The 24,972-nt window shown below is 41.0% G+C and carries 27 protein-coding genes and 1 riboswitch; of the genes, 9 read left to right on the forward strand and 18 right to left on the reverse strand.

Going from position 1 to position 24,972, the window contains the following annotated elements; genetic code table 11:
* Positions 1-638: 638 nt before the first annotated feature.
* Positions 639-2,255: a BCCT family transporter gene (locus tag CZ434_RS09285; RefSeq protein ID WP_077622876.1), complete on the reverse strand. Its 1,617-nt coding sequence runs from the start codon at positions 2,253-2,255 to the stop codon at positions 639-641.
* Between the two features lie 142 nt (positions 2,256-2,397).
* A complete protein-coding gene (gene serC / locus CZ434_RS09290) occupies positions 2,398-3,480 on the reverse strand; it encodes a 3-phosphoserine/phosphohydroxythreonine transaminase (RefSeq protein ID WP_077622877.1) in 1,083 nt (360 codons plus the stop codon).
* Between the two features lie 55 nt (positions 3,481-3,535).
* A riboswitch (ZMP/ZTP riboswitch) is annotated at positions 3,536-3,617 on the reverse strand.
* Positions 3,618-4,393: 776 nt separating this feature from the next.
* On the opposite strand from serC, the gene CZ434_RS09295 reads away from it, so the two are divergent.
* Entirely contained in the window at positions 4,394-4,876 is a 483-nt protein-coding gene (locus CZ434_RS09295) for a divergent PAP2 family protein (RefSeq protein ID WP_077622878.1), read from the forward strand.
* A gap of 25 nt (positions 4,877-4,901) precedes the next feature.
* On the opposite strand, the gene CZ434_RS09300 is transcribed toward CZ434_RS09295, so the two are convergent.
* The 3 genes from CZ434_RS09300 to CZ434_RS09310 are packed head-to-tail and all read right to left on the reverse strand — an operon-like array spanning position 4,902 to position 6,767.
* Positions 4,902-5,591 carry an ABC transporter ATP-binding protein gene (locus CZ434_RS09300; protein ID WP_077622879.1) on the reverse strand — a complete coding sequence of 230 codons (690 nt, stop codon included), beginning with the start codon at positions 5,589-5,591 and terminating at the stop codon, positions 4,902-4,904.
* Positions 5,588-5,971 carry a GntR family transcriptional regulator gene (locus CZ434_RS09305; RefSeq protein WP_077622880.1) on the reverse strand — a complete coding sequence of 128 codons (384 nt, stop codon included), beginning with the start codon at positions 5,969-5,971 and terminating at the stop codon, positions 5,588-5,590. Before CZ434_RS09305 ends, CZ434_RS09300 begins: the two co-directional genes overlap by 4 nt.
* Before the next feature lie 4 nt (positions 5,972-5,975).
* Entirely contained in the window at positions 5,976-6,767 is a 792-nt protein-coding gene (locus CZ434_RS09310) for a hypothetical protein (RefSeq protein WP_077622881.1), read from the reverse strand.
* Between the two features lie 180 nt (positions 6,768-6,947).
* Here CZ434_RS09310 and CZ434_RS09315 point away from each other — a divergent pair, with 180 nt between their 5' ends.
* Together CZ434_RS09315 and CZ434_RS09320 are read left to right on the forward strand one after the other, a co-directional pair.
* A complete protein-coding gene (locus CZ434_RS09315) occupies positions 6,948-7,733 on the forward strand; it encodes an SDR family oxidoreductase (protein ID WP_077622882.1) in 786 nt (261 codons plus the stop codon).
* A 101-nt stretch (positions 7,734-7,834) separates the two neighbouring features.
* Positions 7,835-8,494: a hypothetical protein gene (locus tag CZ434_RS09320; protein ID WP_077622883.1), complete on the forward strand. Its 660-nt coding sequence runs from the start codon at positions 7,835-7,837 to the stop codon at positions 8,492-8,494.
* Positions 8,495-8,579: 85 nt separating this feature from the next.
* Here the strand turns inward: CZ434_RS09320 and CZ434_RS09325 are convergent, their stop codons facing one another.
* The 9 genes from CZ434_RS09325 to CZ434_RS09365 form a co-directional block, all read right to left on the reverse strand.
* On the reverse strand, positions 8,580-9,038 hold the full coding sequence (locus tag CZ434_RS09325; protein WP_245830956.1) for a GyrI-like domain-containing protein: 459 nt from the start codon (positions 9,036-9,038) through the stop codon (positions 8,580-8,582).
* A gap of 65 nt (positions 9,039-9,103) precedes the next feature.
* Positions 9,104-9,283 (reverse strand): hypothetical protein, encoded by a 180-nt coding sequence (locus CZ434_RS09330; RefSeq protein WP_077622885.1) that lies wholly within the window; start codon positions 9,281-9,283, stop codon positions 9,104-9,106.
* Positions 9,284-9,333: 50 nt separating this feature from the next.
* A complete protein-coding gene (locus tag CZ434_RS09335; protein ID WP_077622886.1) occupies positions 9,334-9,882 on the reverse strand; it encodes a 2'-5' RNA ligase family protein in 549 nt (182 codons plus the stop codon).
* Positions 9,883-10,848: 966 nt separating this feature from the next.
* Entirely contained in the window at positions 10,849-11,028 is a 180-nt protein-coding gene (locus CZ434_RS09340) for a hypothetical protein (protein WP_077622887.1), read from the reverse strand.
* A gap of 183 nt (positions 11,029-11,211) precedes the next feature.
* Positions 11,212-11,799, reverse strand: coding sequence for a kinase (locus CZ434_RS09345; protein WP_077625137.1), 588 nt, complete (start codon positions 11,797-11,799; stop codon positions 11,212-11,214).
* A 61-nt stretch (positions 11,800-11,860) separates the two neighbouring features.
* Entirely contained in the window at positions 11,861-12,415 is a 555-nt protein-coding gene (locus CZ434_RS09350; RefSeq protein WP_425442028.1) for a class I SAM-dependent methyltransferase, read from the reverse strand.
* 4 nt (positions 12,416-12,419) lie between these two features.
* Positions 12,420-12,965 carry a GNAT family N-acetyltransferase gene (locus CZ434_RS09355; protein ID WP_342745678.1) on the reverse strand — a complete coding sequence of 182 codons (546 nt, stop codon included), beginning with the start codon at positions 12,963-12,965 and terminating at the stop codon, positions 12,420-12,422.
* A gap of 11 nt (positions 12,966-12,976) precedes the next feature.
* On the reverse strand, positions 12,977-13,792 hold the full coding sequence (locus CZ434_RS09360; RefSeq protein WP_425442094.1) for a DUF4037 domain-containing protein: 816 nt from the start codon (positions 13,790-13,792) through the stop codon (positions 12,977-12,979).
* A 141-nt stretch (positions 13,793-13,933) separates the two neighbouring features.
* Positions 13,934-14,116 carry a hypothetical protein gene (locus tag CZ434_RS09365; protein WP_077622890.1) on the reverse strand — a complete coding sequence of 61 codons (183 nt, stop codon included), beginning with the start codon at positions 14,114-14,116 and terminating at the stop codon, positions 13,934-13,936.
* A gap of 181 nt (positions 14,117-14,297) precedes the next feature.
* On the opposite strand from CZ434_RS09365, the gene CZ434_RS09370 reads away from it, so the two are divergent.
* From CZ434_RS09370 to CZ434_RS09390, 5 genes are all read left to right on the forward strand, one after another.
* On the forward strand, positions 14,298-15,470 hold the full coding sequence (locus CZ434_RS09370) for a sensor histidine kinase (protein ID WP_077622891.1): 1,173 nt from the start codon (positions 14,298-14,300) through the stop codon (positions 15,468-15,470).
* Positions 15,448-16,083 (forward strand): response regulator, encoded by a 636-nt coding sequence (locus tag CZ434_RS09375; RefSeq protein ID WP_077622892.1) that lies wholly within the window; start codon positions 15,448-15,450, stop codon positions 16,081-16,083. The genes CZ434_RS09370 and CZ434_RS09375 overlap by 23 nt, the downstream gene beginning before the upstream one ends.
* Before the next feature lie 154 nt (positions 16,084-16,237).
* Positions 16,238-17,170 carry an ABC transporter ATP-binding protein gene (locus CZ434_RS09380; RefSeq protein ID WP_077622893.1) on the forward strand — a complete coding sequence of 311 codons (933 nt, stop codon included), beginning with the start codon at positions 16,238-16,240 and terminating at the stop codon, positions 17,168-17,170.
* 12 nt (positions 17,171-17,182) lie between these two features.
* Complete coding sequence (locus CZ434_RS09385) at positions 17,183-18,463, forward strand: ABC transporter permease (protein ID WP_077622894.1); 1,281 nt, start codon at positions 17,183-17,185, stop codon at positions 18,461-18,463.
* Complete coding sequence (locus CZ434_RS09390) at positions 18,464-19,564, forward strand: ABC transporter permease (protein ID WP_077622895.1); 1,101 nt, start codon at positions 18,464-18,466, stop codon at positions 19,562-19,564. It abuts the gene before it with no gap.
* A gap of 809 nt (positions 19,565-20,373) precedes the next feature.
* Here the strand turns inward: CZ434_RS09390 and CZ434_RS09395 are convergent.
* The 3 genes from CZ434_RS09395 to CZ434_RS09410 form a co-directional block, all read right to left on the reverse strand.
* Positions 20,374-20,646, reverse strand: a complete 273-nt coding sequence (locus CZ434_RS09395; protein WP_077622896.1) for a hypothetical protein — start codon at positions 20,644-20,646, stop codon at positions 20,374-20,376.
* Between the two features lie 478 nt (positions 20,647-21,124).
* On the reverse strand, positions 21,125-22,822 hold the full coding sequence (locus CZ434_RS09405) for a DUF2207 domain-containing protein (protein WP_077622898.1): 1,698 nt from the start codon (positions 22,820-22,822) through the stop codon (positions 21,125-21,127).
* Positions 22,823-22,926: 104 nt separating this feature from the next.
* Positions 22,927-23,568 (reverse strand): NAD(P)-dependent oxidoreductase, encoded by a 642-nt coding sequence (locus CZ434_RS09410; RefSeq protein ID WP_077622899.1) that lies wholly within the window; start codon positions 23,566-23,568, stop codon positions 22,927-22,929.
* Positions 23,569-23,698: 130 nt separating this feature from the next.
* On the opposite strand from CZ434_RS09410, the gene CZ434_RS09415 reads away from it, so the two are divergent.
* Positions 23,699-24,130: an Rrf2 family transcriptional regulator gene (locus CZ434_RS09415; protein ID WP_077622900.1), complete on the forward strand. Its 432-nt coding sequence runs from the start codon at positions 23,699-23,701 to the stop codon at positions 24,128-24,130.
* A 245-nt stretch (positions 24,131-24,375) separates the two neighbouring features.
* Here the strand turns inward: CZ434_RS09415 and CZ434_RS09420 are convergent, their stop codons facing one another.
* On the reverse strand, positions 24,376-24,816 hold the full coding sequence (locus CZ434_RS09420; RefSeq protein WP_077622901.1) for a hypothetical protein: 441 nt from the start codon (positions 24,814-24,816) through the stop codon (positions 24,376-24,378).
* Positions 24,817-24,972: the final 156 nt, after the last annotated feature.

Consider the following 24,972-nt stretch of genomic DNA (forward strand, 5'->3'; position numbering starts at 1 on the left):
TCTAGTTGTTCTGATGATCGTTGAGTGCATGGACTCGCTGCGGCAGAACACTTCGCTTTTAGATTTTTTCTGAATACTGGCTAGGGAATATCCCATGTTAAACAAATCTAGGACCATTTCCCACTTGATTAGAAGTTCTATCCAAAGCGAAGGAAAAATGCAGACTCCTTGAAATGTAAAGGTCAATTTTCTGCAGTGTAAATGAATGGATGTCTTTTCAAAATTCTGGGGTACCAGAACCAGGAAGTGCTGTAACCGCAAGAGTCAACTTGTTCTGCCTCTTGTTACGTAAGGTTTTTCTCCATTCTTATAAAGGAGACAATGTTAGATACATTTCAGGATCACTTCTCACCTAATCAGAAAACTATACCGAGCTGCGGAAAAATGCGAGACTCCTACGGGAAAGGAACAGTCTGAAGACCCCGCAGCTGGTGCATTTTCCAGCGAGGAGGCTGAAGCGTTCCCCGTGGAAAGCGAGTATTTTTCCGCAGCGGCGGTTTACCACTCAATCAGAAAAGGACGGAAGGAAGCCATGCTAAAGAAAGTTATGTCGCAGTTTATATATTTTGCGGAATAAAAAAATAGACAAACCCCTCCATCCTTTCAAAAGAGGCGGGAGGGGTTGTAGAAAATTTTGCTTAAGCTTTCTCTTCTTCTTCTTTCTTTCGTTTTCTCTTCAAACGCTGCATGATCTTCTTGGAGTCCAGTGTGATTGTTTTCGGTTTGTAGTGTTCCGACTCTTTCAAATCTCCCGTGGACGCCTTCATAAACGACCAGGCAAGCATGAACATAATGAACAATAACGGAAAACCACCGACAATGCTTGCCGTCTGCAAAGTGGACAAACCACCAATATACATAAGAGCGAGTGGCATAAGACAGAGTGCAAAGGCCCAAAACAAACGGTTCCAGCGCAATGGCTCATCTTCCACTTCTTTCTGCACGACAGAAGCTAAAATATATGAACTTGAATCAAACGTTGTTGCGAGGAAGATGATTGCCAATATCGTAAATAACGAAACTATAAGAGGGGCAAACGGCAATTGATTGTACACACTGATGATGGCAGCAGGAGCTCCTTGTGCATCCAGAACACCGATTACATCGAATTGACCAGTGAGCTGCAAATATAAACCGAAGTTGCCCATTATTCCAAAAAACAACAGACTGCCCAGCGTTCCATAGATAATCGTTCCTAAAATCATCTGCCGGATGGTCCGTCCCCGAGAAATTTTGGCAACAAATAAACCGACAAACGGAGCATATACAAGCCACCATGCCCAATAAAAAACCGTCCAGCCTTCAGGAAATCCAGTCCGTTCAAAAGGTCCTAAGTTATTAAATGGTTCCGACCATGTGCTCATATGAAAGAAATTATCCAAAATCAAACCGATACTGTTTGTAGTAGTTTCGGCTATGAACAGAGTCGGCCCGAATATGAAAACAAAAGCAAGCAGGAAAATCGCAAGCCATAAATTGATATCACTGAGAACCTTAATTCCTTTCCGCAACCCAGAATATGCACTCACAGCAAAAATCGTCGTACATAACACCAAAATTATCGTCTGCATTGTCATATTCGGTTCTAAACCGGTAATGCTTGCTACACCTTGGGCAATCATCGGGGCACCAAGGGCTAAAGTCGTCCCCGCTCCGCCCATCAGTCCAAACATAAACAATACATCAATGATTTTGCCGACAGGACCATCAGCCAGTCTGCCGATCAACGGGCGGCATGCTTCACTGATTTTAAGCACCGGTTTCTTCCTTACATAATAAAAATAAGCCATTGGCAATGCTGGAAGTGTATAAATAGCCCAGGCAATTGGTCCCCAATGAAAGATGCCATAGGAACTCGCCCAAGCAATTGCATCCCTTGTACCAGGTTCAATATCAAACGGCGGCCCCTGATAATAAAAAGCCCATTCGATTGTTCCCCAATACAAAATACTAGAGCCGATTCCGGCACAAAACAACATCGCTGCCCAGGAGAACGTCTTGAATTCCGGCTTTTCTTCTTTATCTCCTAACTTAATATGACCATTCGCACTAAAAGCAACATAAATAAGAAAGAAGAATAACCCAAATCCTACCAGCAAATAGAGGACGCCAAAATTCTGCGTTACAAAATCATTGGCTGCCAGAACGAATTCTTCCCCTTCTGTAGGAAATATAACAAGTGGAACTACTACTGCCAATAATAAAATAAGAGCCCCAATAAACGTTGGCCAGTCGATTAACCGATTTTTTTCCATCGTATCTTCCTTTCCTTTTTCGCAGTTGATGGAGCAGGAATATATCGGTTAGTTTTATCACTAACTGGCTATTTTATTTATCCGGACCATTTAAGGAAAAAAAGCTGTAATCCCGAGCGTTACCCTGGACTACAGCTTTTTTCTATTTATTGCTATATTCGAAATCCTTCATAAATCCTACCAATGCTTCCACGCCTTCTTTTGGCATCGCATTATAAATGCTGGCACGCATACCGCCCACAGACCTGTGGCCCTTCAACGTTTCCAGACCATTTTCCTGAGCTTGCTTAACAAATGCAGCATCCAAATCCCGTCCCGGTATAATAAACGGAATATTCATGATCGAACGGCTGTCTTTTTGAACAGGTGATCCGTAGAAATCTGATTGTTCAATGTAATCGTACAAGATAGCTGCTTTTTCTTCGTTGATCTTTTCCATCGCTTTCAATCCACCAAGCTCTTCAAGCCATTCAAATACAAGCTTTGCCATATAGACAGCAAATGTCGGAGGTGTATTATACAAAGAACCACTGTCACTATGTGTTTGATAATTTAACATGACCGGGCAGTTTTCTTTTGCATGGCCGATCAAGTCCTCTCGTATGATGACTACTGTTAAACCGGCTGAACCGATGTTTTTCTGTGCCCCCGCGTAAATCAAACCAAACTTGGAGATATCCATTTCCTCGGACAAAATATTTGAAGACATGTCGGCGACCAAGGGGACATCACCTGTGTCGGGAATCTGCCTGAAAGCAGTTCCTTCGATTGTATTATTCGTTGTGATATGTACATAATCTGCTTCAGGATCGATCATACCCTTGTCCACTTGCGGTATGTAAGTGAATTTCTCATCCTCCGAAGAAGCAATCACCCGAACGTCTCCGAATTTCTGTGCTTCTTTGATCGCTTTTTTCGACCATGAACCTGTATTGACAAAATCCGCTTTACCGCTATTACGGAATAAATTCAATGGTACCATGGAAAATTGTTGGGATGCGCCACCTTGCAAAAACAAAACCTTATAATTATCCGGAATGTCCATTAAATCACGTAGCAATTGCTCTGCACCTGTAATCACCTCAGTGAACAAACCTGAACGGTGACTGAGTTCCATAACAGACATACCTGAATCCTGATAGCTGAGTAATTCTTTTTGTGCTTTTTCCAGAACGGCCTGTGGCAGCATAGACGGACCTGCTGAAAAATTATAAGCTCTCTTCAACGTAAAACAACTCCTTCATCAATATATAGACAGAAAAAGGCAAGGAATTTATCCTTACCTCTGCCCAGGCGAACGGCTTTGTCGCTACTGCATGCTCCCTTGCGGTTATCCGCGATTCGCCAGTCACATACAGCCTTTTGCTTTGGAGTAATTTTATCAATCCTTGAAGAAATACTCAATGGAATACTGTAAAAAACTTAAAAAATCCCGAAGCTATGCAAATGCTCAAAACTGGAGGTATCGTTCCTCCCTCCGCCGATTTGATAAAAAGTTTAGCCATGTACCATCTTGGGAATCTTTGCTGTAGGTATAAAAAAGAGATAATTTCACAAGATGAACTTATTTCCTGATACTATTTACAGGCTTTTTTAGATTTTTGTTGCAACTTCACAATTGAGAGAAACTGCGACATAGTGACAATTTTATTTCTAGTTGTTCTGTTCTGATGATCATTGAGTGCATGGACTCGCTGCGGCAGAACAGTTCGCTGGTAGGGATTTTTCTGAATTTTGATGTTAGGAATACCTCATGTTAGACATACTTTAGAACAACTTCTCACTTGATCAGAAAAACTAACGAAGCGGAGGAAAAATGCGAGACTCCTTGAAAATAAAGTTCGATTTTCTGCGTGCGGTGTAAATTCATCGAGGTCTTTTCAAAGTCCTGTGGGAAAGGAACAGTCTGAAGATCCCGCAGGAGCGGTCTTTGCACCGAGGAAGCTGAAGCGTTCCCCACGGAAAGCGAGTATTTTTCCGCAGCGTCGGCTTACCACTCAATCCGAAAAGAATGGAAGGAAGTCACAAAAAAGTTATGTCACAGTCTATGGTTTTTGTGAAAAAGTAACATTCTTTTAGAAAAATGCCTAAGAATAAAAGATGGGTTTTTTTCTCATCTTAACTTAGAGGTGACTGGTATGTTAAATCGTGTACTTACAACAGCGTTAATTGGAATAGGTACTGCTCAATTCCTGAAGGTGCCTTTAAATTACTTAGAAACAGGAAAATGGGACTGGTCCAAGATGATCGGAACTGGTGACATGCCAAGTTCCCATTCCGCTGCAGTGACATCCCTGACTACTTATATAGGCTTGAGAAGCGGCTTTAAATCGGTTGATTTCGGTGTCAGCAGTGTATTCGGTATGATCGTCATGTATGATGCAATGGGAATCCGTTGGAAAACCGGAGAAATAGCAATTGCAGTAAATGCGATGAACAAACAACTGGAACAACTGTCCAGCCACCATCCGGAAGTCAACCATCAAAAACGGGAAAAAGAGTTGGAAGAAATGCTTGGACACTTGCCGATCGAAGTAGCAGGTGGGGCATTATTAGGTATTGGATTAGGAGCAGTGAGTTATTTAACAGATAGAAAAATAAGTGAAAAATCAGGTACATGACAGTACCTGATTTTTTTCTGAATATCTATTCATAAATTTTTGTCATCCAGTCGACAATCCCCAAGTTTTGCTCGCTTCGAAGCTTCTCTACGTCATGATGTCCGATAATTTCCCCGTCTTTGATGGCAATGACTTCATCGAGGATCATTTCGATTTCTTTGATTTCATGCGTTGTAATCAACACTACTTGTTTTTCTAAATCGATAAAAGAAATCAACCCTTTTACGATAGAATCCCTCACCATCGGATCAAGTCCTGACAAGGGCTCATCCAGCAAAATTACTGGAGCTTGCCTGGCCAAAGCCAAAACAATTTTTAAACGTCCTCGATTTCCTTTGGAGAGATGCTTCAATTTTGCATTGGAATCCAACTTCATGTATTCCCGGATTTCATCTGCTTTCTCCTTATTAAAGTCGGAAAACTGAGACGCATAGAATTCGATTGTCTGCCCGACATTATAGAAACCGTAATAAACGTCCAACTCCGACAAATACGATACATGCTCTGAAATACGGTGATTTGCTTGCATTCCCTCAACCGTTATCCTGCCTTTCGTCGGATGAGTCAACCCGGCGATCAGTTTTAATGTAGTTGATTTTCCGCTCCCATTTTCTCCGACAAGCCCGACAATTTTTCCTTTTGTCAATTCAAGATTGACTCCTTGGAGAGCTGTTTTTCTCATGAACTTTTTGGTAACATTTTCGAATTTGATCATTTATCTCCGCCTCCCGTTCCGTTTCGCAAAAACGATTGGAGACCTGTCTGAATTTCCAAATCAGTGTAACCCATATCATGCATTCCCTTCACAAAGTCCGAAATTTCTTCCTGTTTTAATCGTTCTCTCATCTCATTCAGAATATCGGTATTCTCGGTGACGAAAGTCCCTTGCCCACGTTTTGTCTCCACAATTTTCATCCCCTCTAGTTCTCGATATGTCCTTTGAACGGTATTCGGGTTCACGCTGGCCTGAATACCCATTTCTCGTACAGACGGCAATTTATCGCCTGGTTTTAGTTCACCGCGCAATATTTGTCTGTTAATCCGGTCTGCTAGCTGACTGTATATTGGCTGTGAAGAATGAAAAGTGTCTGTCATAGGCTTACACCTCTGCCTTCTTATCAAGCAGCCAGCTTGCGGCTAAGAACAGCAGAAGAGCAATTACCGTTTCAAATAAGTACGTGCCGGCATAAAGACTAATAGTATCTGTTTCCGTAAAAACCTGGGTGCTGCCATTCTCTACATTGATGGAGATGCCTTCAAGCATATTCAATTCAAACAAACCCCAGTTGTTCAGCTTTTCATAAACAATCGAACTGCTAAACCAACTATAAAGAGTGGCTGTAGCGATAAATAGAATAAAAGTGGACAGAAAGCTTAAGAATGTGCCCAGATAACGAGTGAACACAAGAAAGATCATCCAGAAAAATAGGAACAACGCTGCGAAGCTGAGTGCAATCAACAAAATGTGACTGCCAATGAAAAATACCATCTCCAGAAAATTTGCTATTTGAAGATGCTCGCTGATGCTATCCGCTAGATTAAAGGCTATTAACAGTGTAGAACCAGTTACGAGCAGCGTTACTAACAGAGACAGGAATCCGGCCGCTATTTTGGCTAGTAAAAGCAAATAACCAGGCATCGGATTATGCAGCCACAAGTGCAACCTTTTCCTTTCAGACTGCAAACTACAAAACAAATAGAAGACCAGATAAAACACCTGAACGCCGACAGCTGCAATACTTACACCTACAACAGCTTCCCAGCCAAAACCCTGGCGGTTGCCAATATAATATGCGATTCCTGTTAAAAGAAAGAAAGCAACAACCGGGACTAGAAATACTGGCAGCCCCAAGCGAATTTCTTTCCTTGTCAAACTTAACCAAGCAGACATAAACATTACCTCCATAAATACTTTTTACCTAACAGTGTTAGTGTATTAATTAAATAGTACACTAATACATAATGACAGTCAATAGGTTGCCGCCCAACTTTTATGAACAGCCCTCATGTTTACCCAGCTTTTGTCAGGGAATAAAAGACACATGAAATTTCAATTCCAGGAGGCGAGAATATGGCAAAAACCATTTTTATTACAGGAGCAGCAACGGGCCTTGGAAAAGGAACTGCTATTGGATTGGCTAAAGAAGGCCATCGTGTCATTGCACCGGTTGAGATAAATGCGCAAGTAACTTCTTTACGCGAAGAAGCAAAATCTGCAGGAGTCGAATTGGAAGTATTCAAAATGGATATTACAAATCCAGAAGATCAAACACGTATGATGAATTATGATTTCGATATATTCGTGGCGAATGCTGCCATCAATGAAGGGGGACCACTCGGGGAAGTTCCCATGTCTATTTTTCGTGAAATATTTGAAGTGAATGTATTCAGCACACTCGAAACTGCTCAGATTGCAGCTGAAAAGTTTGTGGATAAAGGCAAAGGGAAAATAATTTTCATGTCATCTATGGCGGGTGTAATGACTTCTCCTTATACAGGTCTTTACTCAGCATCCAAGCATGCTTTAGAAGCAATTGCAAAAACGATGCAGCAAGAACTGGAGTACTTCGGTGTGCAAGTGGCCACCATTAACTCTGGTCCATTTGCAACAGGCTTTAACGACCGGGCAGTGGAAGCAAAATGGAAATGGTTCAACAGTGACATCCACTACTCTCCAGCAGACGAAATGAGAAAAATGGAGGAAGGAATGGAAAATCAATTCGACCCAGAGGAAATGATTGCCAAAATGGTAGAAGTTATCCCAAAAGATCACCATAATTTCCGTACGGTTTATCCCCCGGAAACAGAAGAGAAAATGAAACAGGAAGAAGCCGGGAACTGGGATAAAGAAATCTAAAGAGTACTGACTTGTTATATTTCTCATATAAATGAAAGTAGCAGCCAGTCGTGCCGGGCAGGCTCTGCTTTCATTTATAATCACAAAGGATGAGAAGATTTATGGATACAATATTTTACATAGTCTATACAAGCATCTACCTGATATTGCTTTTTATAGGCATCGGCCTGGCGAACAAGCACGGGTGGGCAGATCCGGCGAATGTTTTACTTGCAGTCCTTGTCGGATTGATTTATGACAACAGCATCCTTGCAGTTGGTCGCTATGTCGGAGAAGGAGAATTGTTGGAATCGCTCAACTTGGCTAGATACTTGCTGCATGCCTTTCTAACTCCTTTGCTAGTCATCTTTGCGTGGAGCACTTTAAAAAAGGCAGACTGCAAATGGGCAGAGTGGACGATAACCAAAGTTGCTTTCTTCCTTTTGACTTTTGCCCTGATTGGTATCGAGCTCGTTGGTGAAGTGGCAGATATCAGCCTTGAAGCAAACTGGGATTACGGGGTATTAAGTTATCAGAATACAGCTGCTTCCGACGGGCCTCCAATAATGATTTTGGGAGTCACAACAGTCCTTTTGTTAACTTCTTTTATCATTTGGCGGAAACAGGGATGGAGTTTCTTCCTGATCGGAACATTGCTCATGATAACAGGGAGTACTGTGACCATTCCCTTCCCTACAAATGCGCTGACAAATTTATTTGAACTAATCCTGTTGGTTAGTCTGCTTGCTACAAAAGCCTTTCAAGATAATAAAATTCATTAGAAATTTTCCCATAAGGAGTTCCATTGCAATACTTCTTTGTATACATTAATGATGCTTGTGCAAATCCTGCAATCACATGTTTGTACTACTCAATAGTATCCAACAATTCAATTTCCAGCTTGTTAACGTCACTCCAGCTGTGATGTATTTCTATATGCCATTTATATAGCGCCCTGTCATGTTGGTTAGCTTCCATCCATCGATGCAATTGCGAATAGGTGTCCATTATCTGATGATTTGGCCCGTGGTGCATCCCCGTTACATAACTTTGTGCCGGGATAGTCAAAGTAATCATATCTTCTGGAATATCAAGATACTCTTCCACTTGGACGCCAATCCAATACCCGTCTTCATCGTCAGAATAATCAGCAACCTTAAATGCACCTATTAGTACAGAGGGATTAACCAAGTGTTTCATATCACCCATCCTTTCTTTTAAACGAATGGATGCTTTCTTGATTTCGTGTAAATATTGATCTCCAGGACATAAAACACGAAAAACCGCTAACTTCAACTCGCTAAGTTTCTTTACTTTGCCGCTCAATATCTTTACCTCCCGTAAGAATCTCTGCTTTTCCTAAGCCTAATTCCATGATTACTATCCCTTCATCATTCCTTGTTCTTGGTTGTGTTTTTAGTAACAATAAACGAAATAATAAAAAATCCGATTGTCCCGCCAACAACCCAGGCTATCCATTGTCCCCACATGAAGTCCCCGCCCATAAAGCCTTTCCATAGGAAGACAATGGTAAAACCGATCAAAAGCCCTACTAACAAGGTCCATCTCACTATACCACCATCCTGAAAATATTAATTAACTATACCTTTTCCGACATCATCTATTCATCTGTTAATGATTTTGAAAATATAATAGGCGCATGGATGCAATCTTCCTCTTCTCCTGCCATTTCAATCAAAGCAATCTCTTTTATTATCCCGTTTATCGTTTCTTGTCTGTGTATGCAATGTTGAAATGCCTCGGTCAATTTCCCTGTTGATAATTTATTGGCAAGCGTGCAATGAGGAATCCAACTATCTGGCAAGTAATAAGGATTAGCGCTTTTGTTGAACTTATTGAAGTATTCATGATGGTCGGCATGAAAAGCCAACAATTCAGTGGTTACTGTGGGAGTTAAAAACAATGTTCGATAATTCAGGAAAGTGCCTAGTGTATTGAATGTGATTTTGATTGGAGGTTTGGTATCATAATATCTGTCCATTAACATGATGTATTCTTCGGTTTCCAGATCATTATAACTTCCTAACGTGATGTGGGGTCTTCCATCCTTAATTTCTTGGGATGAATGTGTAATGACACTCAATTCGTCCCAAATCTTTTTCACTGTATGCTCTGTTTTTTCATCAAATAAACCAACAACCCAATACATGTAAAATCCCCTTCGTTTTTTATTCCTTCACACATTGCTACAAATTGTCAAACCAACCTATAATTTTTTTCTATTAGCGCAAAAACCATAAACTGCGAACTAACTTTCTTTAGCAAGTCTTCCTCCCATCCTTTTCGGATTGAGTGGTAGTCTAGCGCTGCGGAAAAATACTCCCTTTCCGGGGGCAGCACCTCAGCCTCCTCGTGAGCAAAATGCACTCACTGCGGGGTCTTCGGAAGCTGCTCTTCCCCCAGGAGTGTCGCATTTTTCCTTCGCTTTCAATAGATTTCTGATTAAGCGATAAGTGTTCCTTAAATATGTCTAATATCTAGTAGTCCCCTGGTTAAGGCGGTCCACATGGAAAGAAGTGTTTTCTGCCTCCGCTGTTTGTCAGTTTCTGCATTTTGGGAAGAAAAATCTCTATAACTTCTCAACTGTTATTTCCTCTACTATTACAGAATGCCCTTACAAGCTGCGGTAAAATGCGAGACTCCTTGAAAATAAAGCTTGATTTTCTGCGTGCGGTTTAAATTCAAGGAGGTCTTTTCAAAGTGCTGCGGGAAAGGAACAGTCTGAAGACCCCGCAGTGATGCGCCTGCGTCTTCTAGTATCGCTTCGAAGTAAGCTTCCTCGACGCATGGTTTTCGGTGGGACGAGGAATCGCAGTCCCAAGGGAGCAAAGGAGCCTACTCATGTAGTACCCTGGCTGAAGCGTTCCCCACGAAAAGCGAGTATTTTTTCGTAGCGCTGGGTTAGCACTCAACCTGTAAAGGATTAGAGAAAGTCTCTCCAAGGTGAATTGTCACTATGTCGCAGTTTCTCTCTACTGTAAAGGGACAAAGATATTATCTCTTTTTGTCTTCTATAGATTTATAATAAACATCCGAAGCAGCCAATAAACCAACAACAGACAACACAATGAATATTGATAACCAGGTTGCAACTTTCTATCGTTCATATCTCTTACTATTTTTTCGAAAACTTCCTCAGACCGGAACCTATGAATGAACCGATCAATCCGGCTATTGTCAAAGTGACCATATGGCCCCATTGGAATTCTTCACCTTGCCAAATACTTATGGAAATAAGAACGATAAACACACCAATTACATAAGGAATCCACGTTTTGATGACTTGCTTGAGCAATTTGATTCCTCCTTTAGTCGTTCCGCACCATTTCTATGAACCTTTCTGTCCTGCTATGGAGATAATCTAATGTATTCCAATTTATTTTTATACTTTTTATACGTCTACTAAGCTTGTTTCGTTTCAATAGAATCAATTTTTGCCTGGGAAGTATTCTAAGCTTAAACGCTACACGATACTTGTCTACCCTTGGATGATCATGTCGGCGTGTTGTATAGGATTAATCGATTGCAAATAATGATCTTCCGCTTTCCAGTATCGATTTATAAACTTTTGCATATTCTTCCTGGTAGCTGCCGTTTCCCTGTTAAACCGCTTATCTCTCGGACAATCTATGTACACTAAATAATCATAAAAACCCTTCCATTCTCTCCTCTGCAGAAATACGCCTTCTATAATAATGTAACAAGACTCCGGTATTTTTACTGATTGGCAGATTAATGTGTCAAGGTCAGCGTGGTATGCAGGTAAGTGTAGGTCGTCTTCGGACTTCAGTTTTTCAAACAATTGCATTCTTAATGTTTCGACATCCCATTGCAAATAGTAATATTCATACCATTCATCATATTCCGTATAGTATCGGTTTTTCTTTTCTACAATATAATCGTCTAGATGAAAAGTGATAACCGGAACCTTATAGAGACACTGTTCCAACTGGGTTACAAAAGAAGTTTTCCCTGATCGACTTAAACCGTCAACACCAATTATGTAACGTTGATTATTTTTCAAGATGGGTAATTCTTTTAATAATCGATATGCTTTTCTGTCCATTTTAAAGCCTCGTCCCATTTGTAATTCTTGATCTTCCAACTATATAGCTGTTATCCTTCTCTCAAACCGTTTTAATGGCATCCAATATTAAAGAAGGAGCAACCAGCTCCTTGCCTTGGTTCCTTGGATCAAATTGTTTCGAACGGAAAATCACTCCATCCTCTGCTTTCCAATCGTTTTGATAAAAGTTCCCTTGTTCATCACAGTATTCAAGTAACTTGACCTCAAACCCAGCTATTTGAAACAATTCTGTCAAGGATTTATAGTTATAGACAATTTTATGGCTTGCCGCCGGATGACTTAAAGGCCCTGGCCCGCCTACCTTGACAATGTGCTGATATTCTTCGTTTTGAAAATAACCATCCGGGACAGCGCATCTCAGATATCCACCAGGTTTTAAATAGTCAAAACAAATCCTGGCTGCCATCCTCCCTTCTTCATATGAAAGATGTTCCCATACATGTTCTGCAAGAATAGCAGTAATAGACTGACAGTCGAACCTCCTATTCCAAGTATCTTCATCTATTAGATTGATTTCTTCTTCCTGCGTGTGAATCCAGCCTGGATTATTGTTGTATTCGCCTGCTCCAATGACAATCCTGATTTCCTTATCCAATGCCCTAACATCCTTTCTGCAGTTCATTTTCCAGAACGCTGTATAAGTAAGAATCACGCCAGCCATCTTTTATAAGCAGATGCTGCTGCATTCTCCCTTCTCTAGACATTCCGATTTTTTCCAACACCCTTGATGAGCCGGTGTTTCTTGGATCACAAGTGGCATAAATCCGATGTAACCCCCTTTTTCCAAAGCCGTATTCGATTAAAAGACTGCCTGCTTCCGTTGCAATTCCTTTTCCCCAGTAATCGGGATGGACAATATAGGCAATTTCACCGGATTTATTTGAAATATCCCGGATATTCAATTCGACAACCCCAATCATCTTCCCATCCTCTTTGTGAATAATCGCAAATACAAACCTTGTACGTGGATTATTTTCCGCGTCTTTGATTGCTTGTTCTACAAACAATTTGGAGTCTTCTTCTGTATTCGGTCCCCATGGTTGGAACCGGGATACTTTTGCTTGTGAAGCATAACTGTGCACACTTCTCCAATCATCGATTTTTATCTCTCTTAAAACCAACTGTTCACTAGATAAAGAAATCAATTTTTTTGGGATTAGTGCCCCTCCTCTCGAACTGCCATATAATTCTCCGGCCTTAAACTTTCCGATTTCTCGATAGCATTTGAAAGGTCTATATCAGTCCACTCATTTTGTACAAGCAGATAAACCTCCCGTATAATCTCTTCCATTTGTTTCAAACTATCTTCTGGATGCCCTAATAAAACAGAGGTAAGACGAGTTGATGCGTTTTCCGGCGCAAGTTCCATCTCCTTTAAAGTATATTTCTGCCACTTGAATGAAGGGTGATGAACATATGTCCTGTTTAACCCGAATAGAATTTTCATCAGCTTCGTCTGGACAGAAACAACCACCTCATAAAGCATCAACCAATCTTTACGTGCAAGCAGTGCAGCTCGATTACTCCATTTGCTGCCCAAATCCAGGTTATGAATGATCATATTCTTCCCTAATTCAACTGGGTAGACAGCGGTTTTTTGCTTCAAACGATTAATGGCTTCCGGGCCTTCTAAGACAATTCCATCATGTACAGCAGCCACCAGACATTGCTTTTCCAGATCGATGTCATTTTGCAGTGTTACTTCATCAATAATTTCACTGACAGTGTCCGTTAAAAAATTGCTTATTTCTAATTTTGTCCCCTGTGTTATGTAAGTCTCAGACCATTCCTGATCCTCGTATGGATAAAATTCGAGTATAGTACCATTGCTAAGCTGAATCGGTGCCTTTCTATCGTCGTCATCCGGACATTCTTTCCAAAAAATAAATAATTCTATATCAGAGTATTTGTCCTGCCATCCCCGGGAAACAGATCCTCCCAGAAGGACACCTTCCACCTTGGCATTTTGCATATAAATAGCAGATATCTTTGATGCAAGTGATCTTAAATCCACAAAATCTCCCCATCCCTTGTTGAATAAACTGTTAGAGGAGCCATAACCCCCCTGTTAGAAAAACAAAACCCACTCCAAGAGTGACTCCCTTGATCACATTCACCCCTTGATCACATTCACTGGAAACCGTTTTAACAGTTTAAATAGGAATTCAAACTCAAGATACCCGCTTATTCCTAATGGCTGATCATGGTAATATTCCCGATTTTCCATTTTAAATAATGCAGCATACAGTATGAGCAGTCCCCATAAGATAAACAGAATCCCGATGAATATGTTCACCTTGTAACCTCCCTTTTGGTTCTTCCCTTCGGATTTGTCACCTAAATTTTAACATAATTTCATTAAGATTTTCTTAAAATTCAGAACCTTTTATTTAAGGGTCTCTTCTGATAGGAAAAACCATCCCTTATCGGGACATTCAATGATATAGTAGTAACAAAGCTGTCCACTGGAGGATTAGATGTACCCTAATAATTTTTGGTTCTTCTTTGCAATAATAATAGGAATTTGGGGATTCGCCCTGGCTGATCAATCGCAAGGGCTATCCAATGTCCCCCCTGCCGGCTGGTTTAGCAGTGCTTTGTTTTTCGCATTGTATTTCATGCTTCCATTGTTCCGGAAACGGCCGATTTTACAAGCAACTCTTATAAGCTGCTTAAGTTTGTTGGTGATGGTCTTGTTCTGGCCTTTACATAGAGAAGAACCAAATCATTTTATATTATTGCTGTTTGGTTATCTGGCTGGAGAAGCAGCTTACCGGCTTCATGCTAAGCAGGCGATAATTACTGGAATAGTGATTGCCATCAGCATTATTCTGCCCGGCATTTCAGAAAGCGGGGAATATTTTTCTGCTCCGTTTCTTATCTTCTACCTTGCCCTGCTTTGCTTGGCGCTCCAGATATTTCACAGGCTTTTTCATGATGCCTCCGAAACAGAAGCCCGTTATGATGCCTTGCTTCATGAATATCGCGGGGTAAAACGGATGTCTATTTCAAATGAAAAAATGGCCAGACAGCAGGAAAGGACACAGGTCGGAAGGGAAATCCATGATAGCGTCGGCCATAAACTTACCAATTTGCTAATGCAGCTTGAGGTTGCCAGACTCAAATCGGACGGGGCTGCCTTACAACGGATCAATTTGTTGAAAGAACTGGCCCAGGAAAGTCTGGAAGAAACGCGCAGAGCTGTCAAAGCGCTGAATCAGGATGAAATAGGAGGAATAGCCGCCATCATTAGCTTGATACGAAAGCTTGAAGCGGAAAATTTCATCAGAATTCATTTTGAGGTAAAAAATCGTGCCTTCTCAGCACAGCTTTCTCCCGATCAGACTGTTGCCGTTTATCGTGCTGTCCAGGAATCTCTGACAAATGTAATGCGCCATGGTTACGCAAGAGAAACCTTTGTCTTGTTCGAATCACCCGGAGAAAGGATATTTCGATTTGAAGTGTCCAACCCGATTCCTTTGAAATACAGTTACAAAGAAGGGTATGGGTTGTCTGCTATGAGAGAACGGGTTCAACAGTCAGGAGGCAGACTGGATGTATTGGCGTATAACAAGATATTTATCGTACGGGGCACATTTCCACTGCAAGGAAAGGATGATGCAACAAATGGTTCGGATTCTGTTGGCTGAAGATCAGGTCTTAGTAGCTCAAGGATTGAAGATGATGATAGAAACCGATGATGAATTAAGGGTGACCGGTGAAGCCAAACACGGTAAAGCAGCCATCGATTTGTGTGAAAAGCAGCATTTCGACATTGCCGTCCTTGATATCCGCATGCCTGAAATGGACGGCCTGCAAACGGCCAGGGTTATACGCAGGCGCTGGCCAGAAATGAAAGTTTTAATGCTGACCACATTCAATGACGATGAATACGCTTTAGAAGCATTGCGGCTTGGAGCACATGGTTACATGCTCAAGGATGCGGATGCCGGGACACTAATCGATACGGTCAAAAAATGCCTGGTCGGAGGCCTTCAGCTTCAAGGAGAGGTGGCAGCCAAAGTAATGCCGAGACTTCTTCAAACCAAGAAAGCCGATTCAAAACCGAGGCATTCCTTAACACCGAGGGAAATGGATATTTTGCAACAAATTGGTGAAGGCAGAAGCAACAAGGAGATTTCAGCGGAGCTTGCATTGTCGGTTGGGACCGTGAAAAACCATATTTCACAACTGCTTGATAAATTGGGCCTTCGGGACAGGACACAGCTGGCCATCTATGCCATCCGCAACGATTATGTTTAGAAAAATGACTCAAGTCATGGTTATGACTAATTTTTATGACCGGGGACAGTGTTTTGGCTGTCTCCTTTTTCTTATACTTTAAAAGGGATTTAAAATTGAAATCATCTTGATTTTCAAGCGTGAAAAATAAAACTTGAAACAAGGGGGAGTCCAGGTGTTGGAAACAATTAATTTAAAGAAAGTATTCAAAAAAAACACAGCCGTTTCCGATGTTAATTTATATATGGAAAAGGGTGAGTCTGTCGGCCTCCTTGGGCCGAATGGGGCTGGTAAATCGACCGCTATTTCCATGATATCATCTTTGATCAAACCGACAGCCGGTGATGTCACTTGGCATGGAAAAAGCGTTGTCAAGGATCCTAATGTTATTCGGATGCACTTAGGAGTAGTGCCACAGGAAATAGCTCTTTACAAAGAGTTGACCGCTATGGAAAATTTGCGATTTTTCGGAAGGATATACGGTTTGAAAGGAAAAGCTCTCGAAAAACAAATCCTAAAAGTCCTGGAAATAGTCGGTCTGACCGAACGGAAAGATGAGCTTGTGAAACATTACTCCGGTGGTATGCAGCGACGTATCAATATTGCTGTTGCCCTGCTTCACGAACCGGATTTCATCATCATGGATGAACCAACCGTCGGAATTGACCCGCAGTCACGCAATTACATCTTGGAAATGGTCCAACAACTCAATCAGGAAAAAGGCATGACGGTCCTCTACACTAGCCACTACATGGAAGAGGTTGAACGGCTTTGTGACCGGATTTACATTATGGACCATGGAAAAATAATTGCGGCCGGTACGAAACAAGAACTTACCAGCATTCTTTCGAGTGAAGAATCGATACTAATCGAGCTTGACCGCCCTTATCCTGCTTTAATTACAGAACTCGAACAGATAGAAGGAGTACTGCGTGTAATCGAAACGGAAAAAGGTATTAAATTAATCACCCCTAAGAACAGCAGGCTTCTTGGCAGCATTTTTCAAGCTGCTGAACGTCAACAGGCACAGATAGTCAGTTTGAATGTGCAAATACCGACACTCGAAGATGTATTTTTACATTTAACCGGCCGCAAGTTGAGGGATTAGGAGGGAAATCCATTGTTCTCATTTTTGAAAAAAGATGTCCTTGTTCTAATACGAGACCGGACTGAACTGCTCGTTTTATTGTTAATGCCCATTATTTTGACTGTTATTCTAGGGTTTGCTTTAAAAGGAATGTTTAACGGCAGCTTTTCGTCTTTTGACATGGAAGTAGCTATTGTAAATCAAAATGACCGGGAGGCCGGCATCGAACGATTTCACGAAGAAGTCAGTAAGCTTTCTCTTCCTAACGAAGCCCAAAAGCAACTTACCGAGGCCGCAATCACTTCCGAACCTTTCAATTTGCTAGCCGAAATGCTGAAAAACGAAGATATCAGCCAAATAATAGAAATAGAGTACATGGAGGAAGCAGAAGCAGAACAAGCCTTAGAAGACCAAGAAATTACCGCTTTATTGAAAATCCCAGAGAACTTTACTTACTTATCGTTGAACAGCATGTTGCTCGATCAAGGAAATGGCAGCGAGTTAGTCGTAATCGAAGGTAAAGAGTCTTCGTTACTGGCCGGGATATTTCATGATATGATCGAACGATTTGTCGATACCATGAATTTTGAAACTGCGATTTCCAAAGCCAGCAATTCAACAGATACGTCAAATACCACTGATCCGGATGAAGGCAAAAGCATAGGAGGCATTGTCACGGTAACAGAACAAGAGCCGATCACTTCCATCGAATATTATTCCATCGGAATGGCGGTCATGTTCGCTATGTTTGTTGCTTCTACTATTGCTTCGAAAGCTTATGTGGAAAACTATCAATATGTATTTGACAGGATTTTGTTATCAGGAAAACATCCACTGCTCTATTTATCCGGAAAAGCTATTTCTACAGCCGTACTCGTTTTTATCCAGCTTGCCATATTATTTGGGATGGCAAGGTTTGTACTTCAGGCATTTTCTGATAACTCTCTGCAATTCTGGCTTGGGATGATTGCCATCGGTTTGTTATTTTCTTTTTGCATCGGCTCACTAGGAGCTCTATTGACTGCCATTACCTTGAAAGCAAAAAGCAATGTCGTTCCCGGTATTTTCTCAGGTGGAATTGTGTCGGTGTTGGCCATGCTTGGCGGTAGCTTTTTCCCGGTCTCCGGTATGCCGGAGATTTTTACAAGTATCGGTGATTGGACGCCGAACGGAATCATGCTTACCGCAACTTTACAATGGTCCCAAGGGTTGGGAACTGCTTATTTAGCTCCATTAATGATCCGGCTGCTTTTAATAACGTTTGTACTGACAGGCTTAAGCCTGTTGATTTTCTCCAAAAGGAGGGCAGCATAGATGAAATCGATTTTTGCATTGCAGCTAACAAGACTTCGCCGTGAGCCCTCTCTCGTTCTGTCGATGATGGGAATGACTTTTGCCTTTGTCTTTTTTCTGGGCGGTTTCGGAGCATCCGATCATGTCGATGTCCCCATTTATTTCACTCAAACCATGAACGAGGATGAGCAGGAAATAATACTGGACCGTTTAAATCAATCTGACACCTATGTATTTACTGAAACAGATAAACAAACCGCCGAGAAACAGGTGGCTTTAGGAGAGATTGCATTCGCTATCGAAGCCTTGTCAGATGATTACCGGATGTTGACAGCTACTGATGATCCAAATCAAGCACTAGTCGATCAGTATGTGAAGCAGGTATACCGAGAAGAACTACGCCTGCAGGATGTAGAGGCCGTTTCAGATGCTCCCGATTTTCGTGATAAAGCTTCGGAATATTTAGAGGACCCTCCCATAGCCTTAACCAGTAAAACTGCCGAAGGTGCATCCAGTTCCGGTGGGTATGACCAGCGTAACCAGTTTTTGTTTGGTATGACGCTGTTCTTTGCGATTTATACCATCATATTCAGTCTGGGAAAAGTTGCCGAAGAAAAGCGGACCGGTACTTGGAACCGGGTGATATTGTCTCCTGTCCGGAAATTTCATTTGTATATCGGGCATTTAACTTATTCGTTTATGATTGGCTTTCTGCAAATTGCGATAATGTTTTTGTTTTTCCGGTATCTCTTTCATTATGAAATCGGGGACAACTTCAGTCTAATCTTGTTGTCGGTCGCTTGTTATACTTTCGCGGTCGTAGCCTTGGGCATGCTATTAATCGGACTGGTCAAAAGTCTTGAACAACTTAACGCCCTAGTTCCCATTATAGCCACCAGTATGGCGATGATTGGCGGAGCATACTGGCCGATTGAAGCAGTCAGCAATGAAGTTCTATTAGGGATTTCCAAGGTTGTGCCGGTCACATACGGGATGGAAGCATTGAAAGGGATTTCCGTCGGGCAAAACCTTGCCTCTCTGGCACAACCCTTGTCGATTTTAATTGTCATCGGTGTAGTATGTATGGGGATTGGAATCAACTTGATGGAAAGGAAAGCATAACACAAGACTACAGAGTTAACTTGAAGGCAGTCCAATTCAATGGACTGTCTTTTTACAAGTTAAATTCACTTCTAATCAATTGGGCAGCCTGTACGGCACTCATATCCCTATTGTTTATATAAAGGTAATTCTGCCGGTTTATTTCTCCTGCTTTTGAATTCAGGCGCAAACTTTCCATAGACTTTATAAGATTTTCCTCTGATTTAGTAACATTTCTTTGTTGGCTTATGTTCCAGCCGGTTCGATGTTTTATTCCGTTTAAGCCTCTCTAAAGAATGTTGTACTCTGGTTTCCTTTTTTATTTTCTTAACTGTCAACAGAGAAAACAAGATTAACAAAGTCCCTATAAAACATAGGCCATGGTTTCCCGCTCTTTAAGTTATTGTGATCTATGTATAATAAATTTATTTACCTCACACAATTAACAGATAATAAATAGAAAGATAGAATAATTAAAAGGCGTCAAACAAGTTTCCGATTATCCTGCCTAATCCCTTTACCAGCCAAAAACAATCCGGAACGGAAAAATGATTATCTCAGGAATCCAAAATAATACCTCCAGTACCATATCCCGAAATGTAACATCCTTTCCGTTTCTCCTCTTCCTTTCCATTCTCCTTTTACGCCATTCCCTCATCTATCGCTCTCTCCTTATTCTTTTTTATCCATTAATCCCTGTTCTCTTCAATTTACCATATTAATCCAATTACTCAAGAGTGATAAAAAGACTGGATTATAGGATAATCCAGTCTTTTTATTGAAAATAATATGCACGACACATTCCATTAATTAATATGTAAGAATTTTAGTTAGATAGGATGTTGCTCTCCCATAGGTGTTTGATATTGCTGTTGGATCTTCAACTTTTTTTCCAAGAGAATGATTTTCCTCGATGCCTTCAAGCGTTCAGTGTAAAGGGAATCAGCCATTTGATAAACTGCATGGATCTGACCCAGATAATACATTGATTCACCAGGGCTTTGGGATTCCTTCTCTTTCTGTTTGTAATAAGCAAGCAATTCCTTTTCTTTACCAGACAAATATTGGACTTTTTCACAAGGAAAAGCAATCGGTTTCCACATATCATCACTCCTATTTAGTAAACAGGATATCCAGAACCCTTGTTTCTTATAATAGGAGATCACAGAAAGGTCCGTAGAGAGCTAATTGTGTTATGGTAAGATATAGAAAACTAAAATTCTGGAACCATTGGATTTGATCACTGATGAAATTGCTAAGGAGATGATGCCTTCTTGTTCTTTAAAACAACGAGAAATATAGATAAACAAAGCGTCAATATAGCTTTTTACTGTACTTTCATTTATTGGGCCGGATTCTTATTAATGAATAGCATCCTTGACTTTTTTCATAACGAGATACAGATTAACTCATATCAATTATTAATAACTGGATTAATCGTTTTTTATGTTAGTGAGTTTGTATCATCACGCTATTTAAGAAAAAGGAGAAAGAAGTAACTCAGACAGCCTTTTAACAATCAGTAAGAGTTAAAGCAAGGAACATAAAAATACCATCAGCTCAAACACTGATGGTAAATAGTTAAAATGCACCAGATCCGCCGCCACCACCGCCAACTCCTGTTCCTCCACCCGAAACTCCTCCGGAGGAAGCAGCTGTTGCTGCTTGAACCGTATGGTCGGCCTCTTCAAATTGAGTAGACAGACTAGCTGAAATCATTACAAACATTGCCATATCCATTGCTGAAGAGTCAGGAAGCGGTAATTGATGTTCATCAATTAAGCGCTTGTTCTTGTTCAACATGGATTTATTATTGCTGCCCAAGCTGTATATAAATGCCTGCATTTGTTCATCGTTCATCCATTTATTCCATTCTTTCTCGTCAATAGATTCAAAATTATCTTCAAGCTTCTCCCACTGTTTCTTTAATCGGACTCCCTTCACTGTTTTCGGGGAATAGGCAATGGCGAATCCCATTAAGCCAGCAAACAGTAGGATGGATACAAACATCCATTGAAATAAATCATGCATGGCAAAGAATATCACGAACGGAATCAGTAGAATGCTGGTCAAGCCTGCAGTCCAGCGTGTTTTGGACTTTGATTCATAAAGCCCGTTTTCGGACACTTCCTCTTTAACCGCTCCAATCCAGTGCTGATAGTCCTCATGATATGTTGTCTTATTGTCACTGTCTTCTAAATAAACTTCCAAGTCATTCAACGAGAAGGTGCCTTTATTTCCAACTTTGTGAAAAAGCCAGTCAATCATCATTTTTTCCTGTTCAATTGTAGAGCCGGAATCGCGGACTTTCCGAAATGTATCGTCACTTATTTGTTCTACAAGCCCTTTCCGTACTAAATTAAGCAAGGCTGCGGTCAGAAAATTGCCGTTATCCTGAATGCCCTTTGTCTGATAAATGATTGCAGGCAGACTCATCTCTTCTTTCGGCAGCAGAGAATGGTGGATGGAACTTCGCTCCGCTTCAAATCTGACAGCCTGTTTATGTCGCCAGGCGTTAATGAACAGAATAAGTAGATACATTCCAAAAGCACCAACAACAAATGGGGCGGAAGTGCTTAATATCGATTGCCGTTTGGAGAAAGCTTCAGCATCTTGTACGGCTGCTTCTTGTTCAGCTATAATTTCATCGCGGATCGTGGAGTTGATTGTGTGGTCAACAGCCGGAAACAAGTCAGCGTCATATGCTACCCGGATGTCCCCGTTTTCTCCATCCTCCACTTCGCCCATGGCAAAGAGAACAGTTCCATCGCTTTGAGTTTCTTCCGTATTCCATGCTTCATCCTTTCCTAAAGCGAGTACATTCTCCGTCTGCTTCGGTGGATGAACATAGATGTCCATATTTTGATAAGTTGATTCATTAGATGTGTCAATAAACGGCCAGCTGAACTCCCCCATGTCTTGATACACCTTTACCCCATCTATAATGGTATAAGTAAGATCGACCGTCACCACTTCATCGTCACCGCTCCGGTAAACTTTATAAAGTTCTTCATCCTGTTCAACTTGTAAAGAGTTCCCTTGTTCGGAAGCCTGAAAATCCTCGATGGATGTTCCCTGTTTGGGAATTAATGAGCGGGTTATGCCATTAAATTCTCCTTCAAATTCATACGTATGTGATTCTGTTACCTCTACATTTCCATTTTCCATCAACCGTGCATCGATGCGCGAATTCTCGATGGAAAAATCCAATGCATAAGTTTGAACAGGCAACACTAAAACTGTCGTAATGAACAGCAGGAAAAAAAAGATTTTTTTCATATCGTGCGACCCCTTTCTACCTTACTTACGATTCAGTAGGGGCTGTGGTTTCGTTTTCCTGTCAAATTTAAAAAGCCATCAGCAAGTAACTGATGGCTTCTATCTTATTCTGCTTCTCCTACAACTGTGAAACGTTCATTTTCATGCTCCGGTCTTTCTATTTCATCTACTACCGCAATTGCGAAATCCGCATAGCTGATATAGCTTTCACCTTTTGAATTCGTGATGAGCTGATCTTTCCCTTTTTTATAGGAACCAGTACGTTTTCCGTCCGGATCAAAGAATGCTGCCGGGCTTATATACGTCCATAAAATGCCTTCCGATTTTTGAAGTGCCTCCAGATTTTTACCGGCATTCTTGGCAGTTGGGAGATATGCCTCCGGAAAATCAGGTGTATCATATAACTGTACTTGCTTGTCCTCATCCACAAACAAGCTTCCAGCTCCGCCTACCACTACAAGTTTAGTTCTCGGTGCTCCTTTCAGCGCCTCAATCAACACATTACCGGCCTCGACATGGAAATGTTCTTCACCAGGAGCAGCATTGAATGCGTTCACTACGATATCAAAACTGTTTAAATCGTCTGCTCCCAGATCAAATATATTTTTTTCCAATACACTTACTTGCTTGTTTTGAACCTTCGCAGCATTTCTCACTATCGCCGTAACTTGGTGTCCTCTCCCAATTGCTTCCTTCAAAATCAAGTTTCCTGCTTTTCCACTTGCACCTATTATTCCAATCTTCATGCTGATTCCTCCCATCATATTTTCAATTCTATTCACTTGTAATCATTTTAGTTACAGGTTAACTGTTTGTCAACGATAAGGTATAATCTACTTGACAAGAAAAATGAGTGTGACTAAGGAAGGTGAAAAAATGTCCATTAGCAGCCGATTTGCTGTTGGAATTCATATTCTCACTCTGCTTGAGTTTAATAAGAAAGGCGTCAATTCCTCCGAGTTCTTGGCCGGAAGTGTCAATACCAACCCGGCGGTAATCAGAAAAATCATGGGAATGCTGAAAAAAGCGGGATTAGTAAAAGTTCAGCCCGGTGTGGCAGGAGCAGAGCTAGCAAAAAATATTGCTGACATAACACTTCTCGATGTCTATCGGGCGGTAAATGTTGTACCGGAACAAGAATTGTTCAGTATCCATGAGAGCCCCAATCCTCAGTGCCCTGTAGGCAGAAACATACAAGACGCCATCCTTCCACTTTTTGGCACAGCGCAGCTTGCTATGGAGAAAGCACTGGGTAGTGTCACAATAGAAGATATATGGGAAGACATCAAATTGAATGATAGAGACTGATCGAGCTTAAGATGAAGTTTCAGAGAGAAAAGAGCGGCTGCAATGACAGCCGCTCTTTTCTCTGGAATATTTATTTTGTGTATGAACAGGACTGTAGTTTCCAAGACGGGTAATGTTAACTATCAGGCTGCTCAAATATTTTTTGCTTTTTCAATAGTTTTAAAGACTGAAGAATAGATTGCTTCCGTACTTTCACTTTGTAATTCACTGTCATCTTCAGGATAACTAAAACCAAATGTTTGATATTATTCTTTTCCAGAAGGGTACCACAAACCAGAAATAAATGTTTGCTTATCGTTCACTCTTTGCGCATACTCCTCGTATGAAATTTGACTTTCCATATCAATAAAGGGCATAACATTGGCTTGAGACCCAACAAAAAACAACGGGATTTGTAATTCTTTATAAATATCCCTATTCTCTTGCCTGGCAGCTTCTGACAATTGGTCTTCCATAATCAGCACACCATCGAACGTTCCATATTCCAATTTGCGTAACTCTTCTAAACTTATTTTTTCAAATTCAACCCGATCGTTCCGTATCTCAGGGGAGTCACCAATCAAGGCTAATTGAAGTTCTTCCCCATCATACGCTTCCTGTCGTTCGGTGGTTTGGTCATTGGAAAACACGGCTATCAAAACCATAAACAACAAAAATACTCCGAATGATAATTTGGCAGAATTCATCCTTCTCTCCTCCCTTTTTTAAACTTACACATTTATGTTTTTATTATCCCGGAATCACAAAACAGTTAATATTATATATTATTTTTACAAAGATAAAAACCCCTGTATCCACACAGCCGGAAATAGTGCACTTTAAAAATTGGTTTCATTTGTACC

Source organism: Sediminibacillus massiliensis, assembly GCF_900156915.1.
Taxonomy (GTDB): domain Bacteria; phylum Bacillota; class Bacilli; order Bacillales; family Amphibacillaceae; genus Sediminibacillus_A; species Sediminibacillus_A massiliensis.

Coding starts and splice junctions, on each gene's coding strand:
- CZ434_RS09285 (WP_077622876.1), bottom strand. CDS start 2,255: ATGGAAAAAAATCGGTTAATCGACTGGCCAACGTTTATTGGGGCTCTT.
- CZ434_RS09295 (WP_077622878.1), top strand. CDS start 4,394: ATGTTAAATCGTGTACTTACAACAGCGTTAATTGGAATAGGTACTGCT.
- CZ434_RS09300 (WP_077622879.1), bottom strand. CDS start 5,591: ATGATCAAATTCGAAAATGTTACCAAAAAGTTCATGAGAAAAACAGCT.
- CZ434_RS09305 (WP_077622880.1), bottom strand. CDS start 5,971: ATGACAGACACTTTTCATTCTTCACAGCCAATATACAGTCAGCTAGCA.
- CZ434_RS09310 (WP_077622881.1), bottom strand. CDS start 6,767: ATGTCTGCTTGGTTAAGTTTGACAAGGAAAGAAATTCGCTTGGGGCTG.
- CZ434_RS09315 (WP_077622882.1), top strand. CDS start 6,948: ATGGCAAAAACCATTTTTATTACAGGAGCAGCAACGGGCCTTGGAAAA.
- CZ434_RS09320 (WP_077622883.1), top strand. CDS start 7,835: ATGGATACAATATTTTACATAGTCTATACAAGCATCTACCTGATATTG.
- CZ434_RS09335 (WP_077622886.1), bottom strand. CDS start 9,882: ATGTATTGGGTTGTTGGTTTATTTGATGAAAAAACAGAGCATACAGTG.
- CZ434_RS09345 (WP_077625137.1), bottom strand. CDS start 11,799: ATGGACAGAAAAGCATATCGATTATTAAAAGAATTACCCATCTTGAAA.
- CZ434_RS09360 (WP_425442094.1), bottom strand. CDS start 13,792: ATGCAAAATGCCAAGGTGGAAGGTGTCCTTCTGGGAGGATCTGTTTCC.
- CZ434_RS09370 (WP_077622891.1), top strand. CDS start 14,298: ATGTACCCTAATAATTTTTGGTTCTTCTTTGCAATAATAATAGGAATT.
- CZ434_RS09375 (WP_077622892.1), top strand. CDS start 15,448: ATGGTTCGGATTCTGTTGGCTGAAGATCAGGTCTTAGTAGCTCAAGGA.
- CZ434_RS09390 (WP_077622895.1), top strand. CDS start 18,464: ATGAAATCGATTTTTGCATTGCAGCTAACAAGACTTCGCCGTGAGCCC.
- CZ434_RS09395 (WP_077622896.1), bottom strand. CDS start 20,646: ATGTGGAAACCGATTGCTTTTCCTTGTGAAAAAGTCCAATATTTGTCT.
- CZ434_RS09405 (WP_077622898.1), bottom strand. CDS start 22,822: ATGAAAAAAATCTTTTTTTTCCTGCTGTTCATTACGACAGTTTTAGTG.
- CZ434_RS09410 (WP_077622899.1), bottom strand. CDS start 23,568: ATGAAGATTGGAATAATAGGTGCAAGTGGAAAAGCAGGAAACTTGATT.
- CZ434_RS09415 (WP_077622900.1), top strand. CDS start 23,699: ATGTCCATTAGCAGCCGATTTGCTGTTGGAATTCATATTCTCACTCTG.
- CZ434_RS09420 (WP_077622901.1), bottom strand. CDS start 24,816: ATGAATTCTGCCAAATTATCATTCGGAGTATTTTTGTTGTTTATGGTT.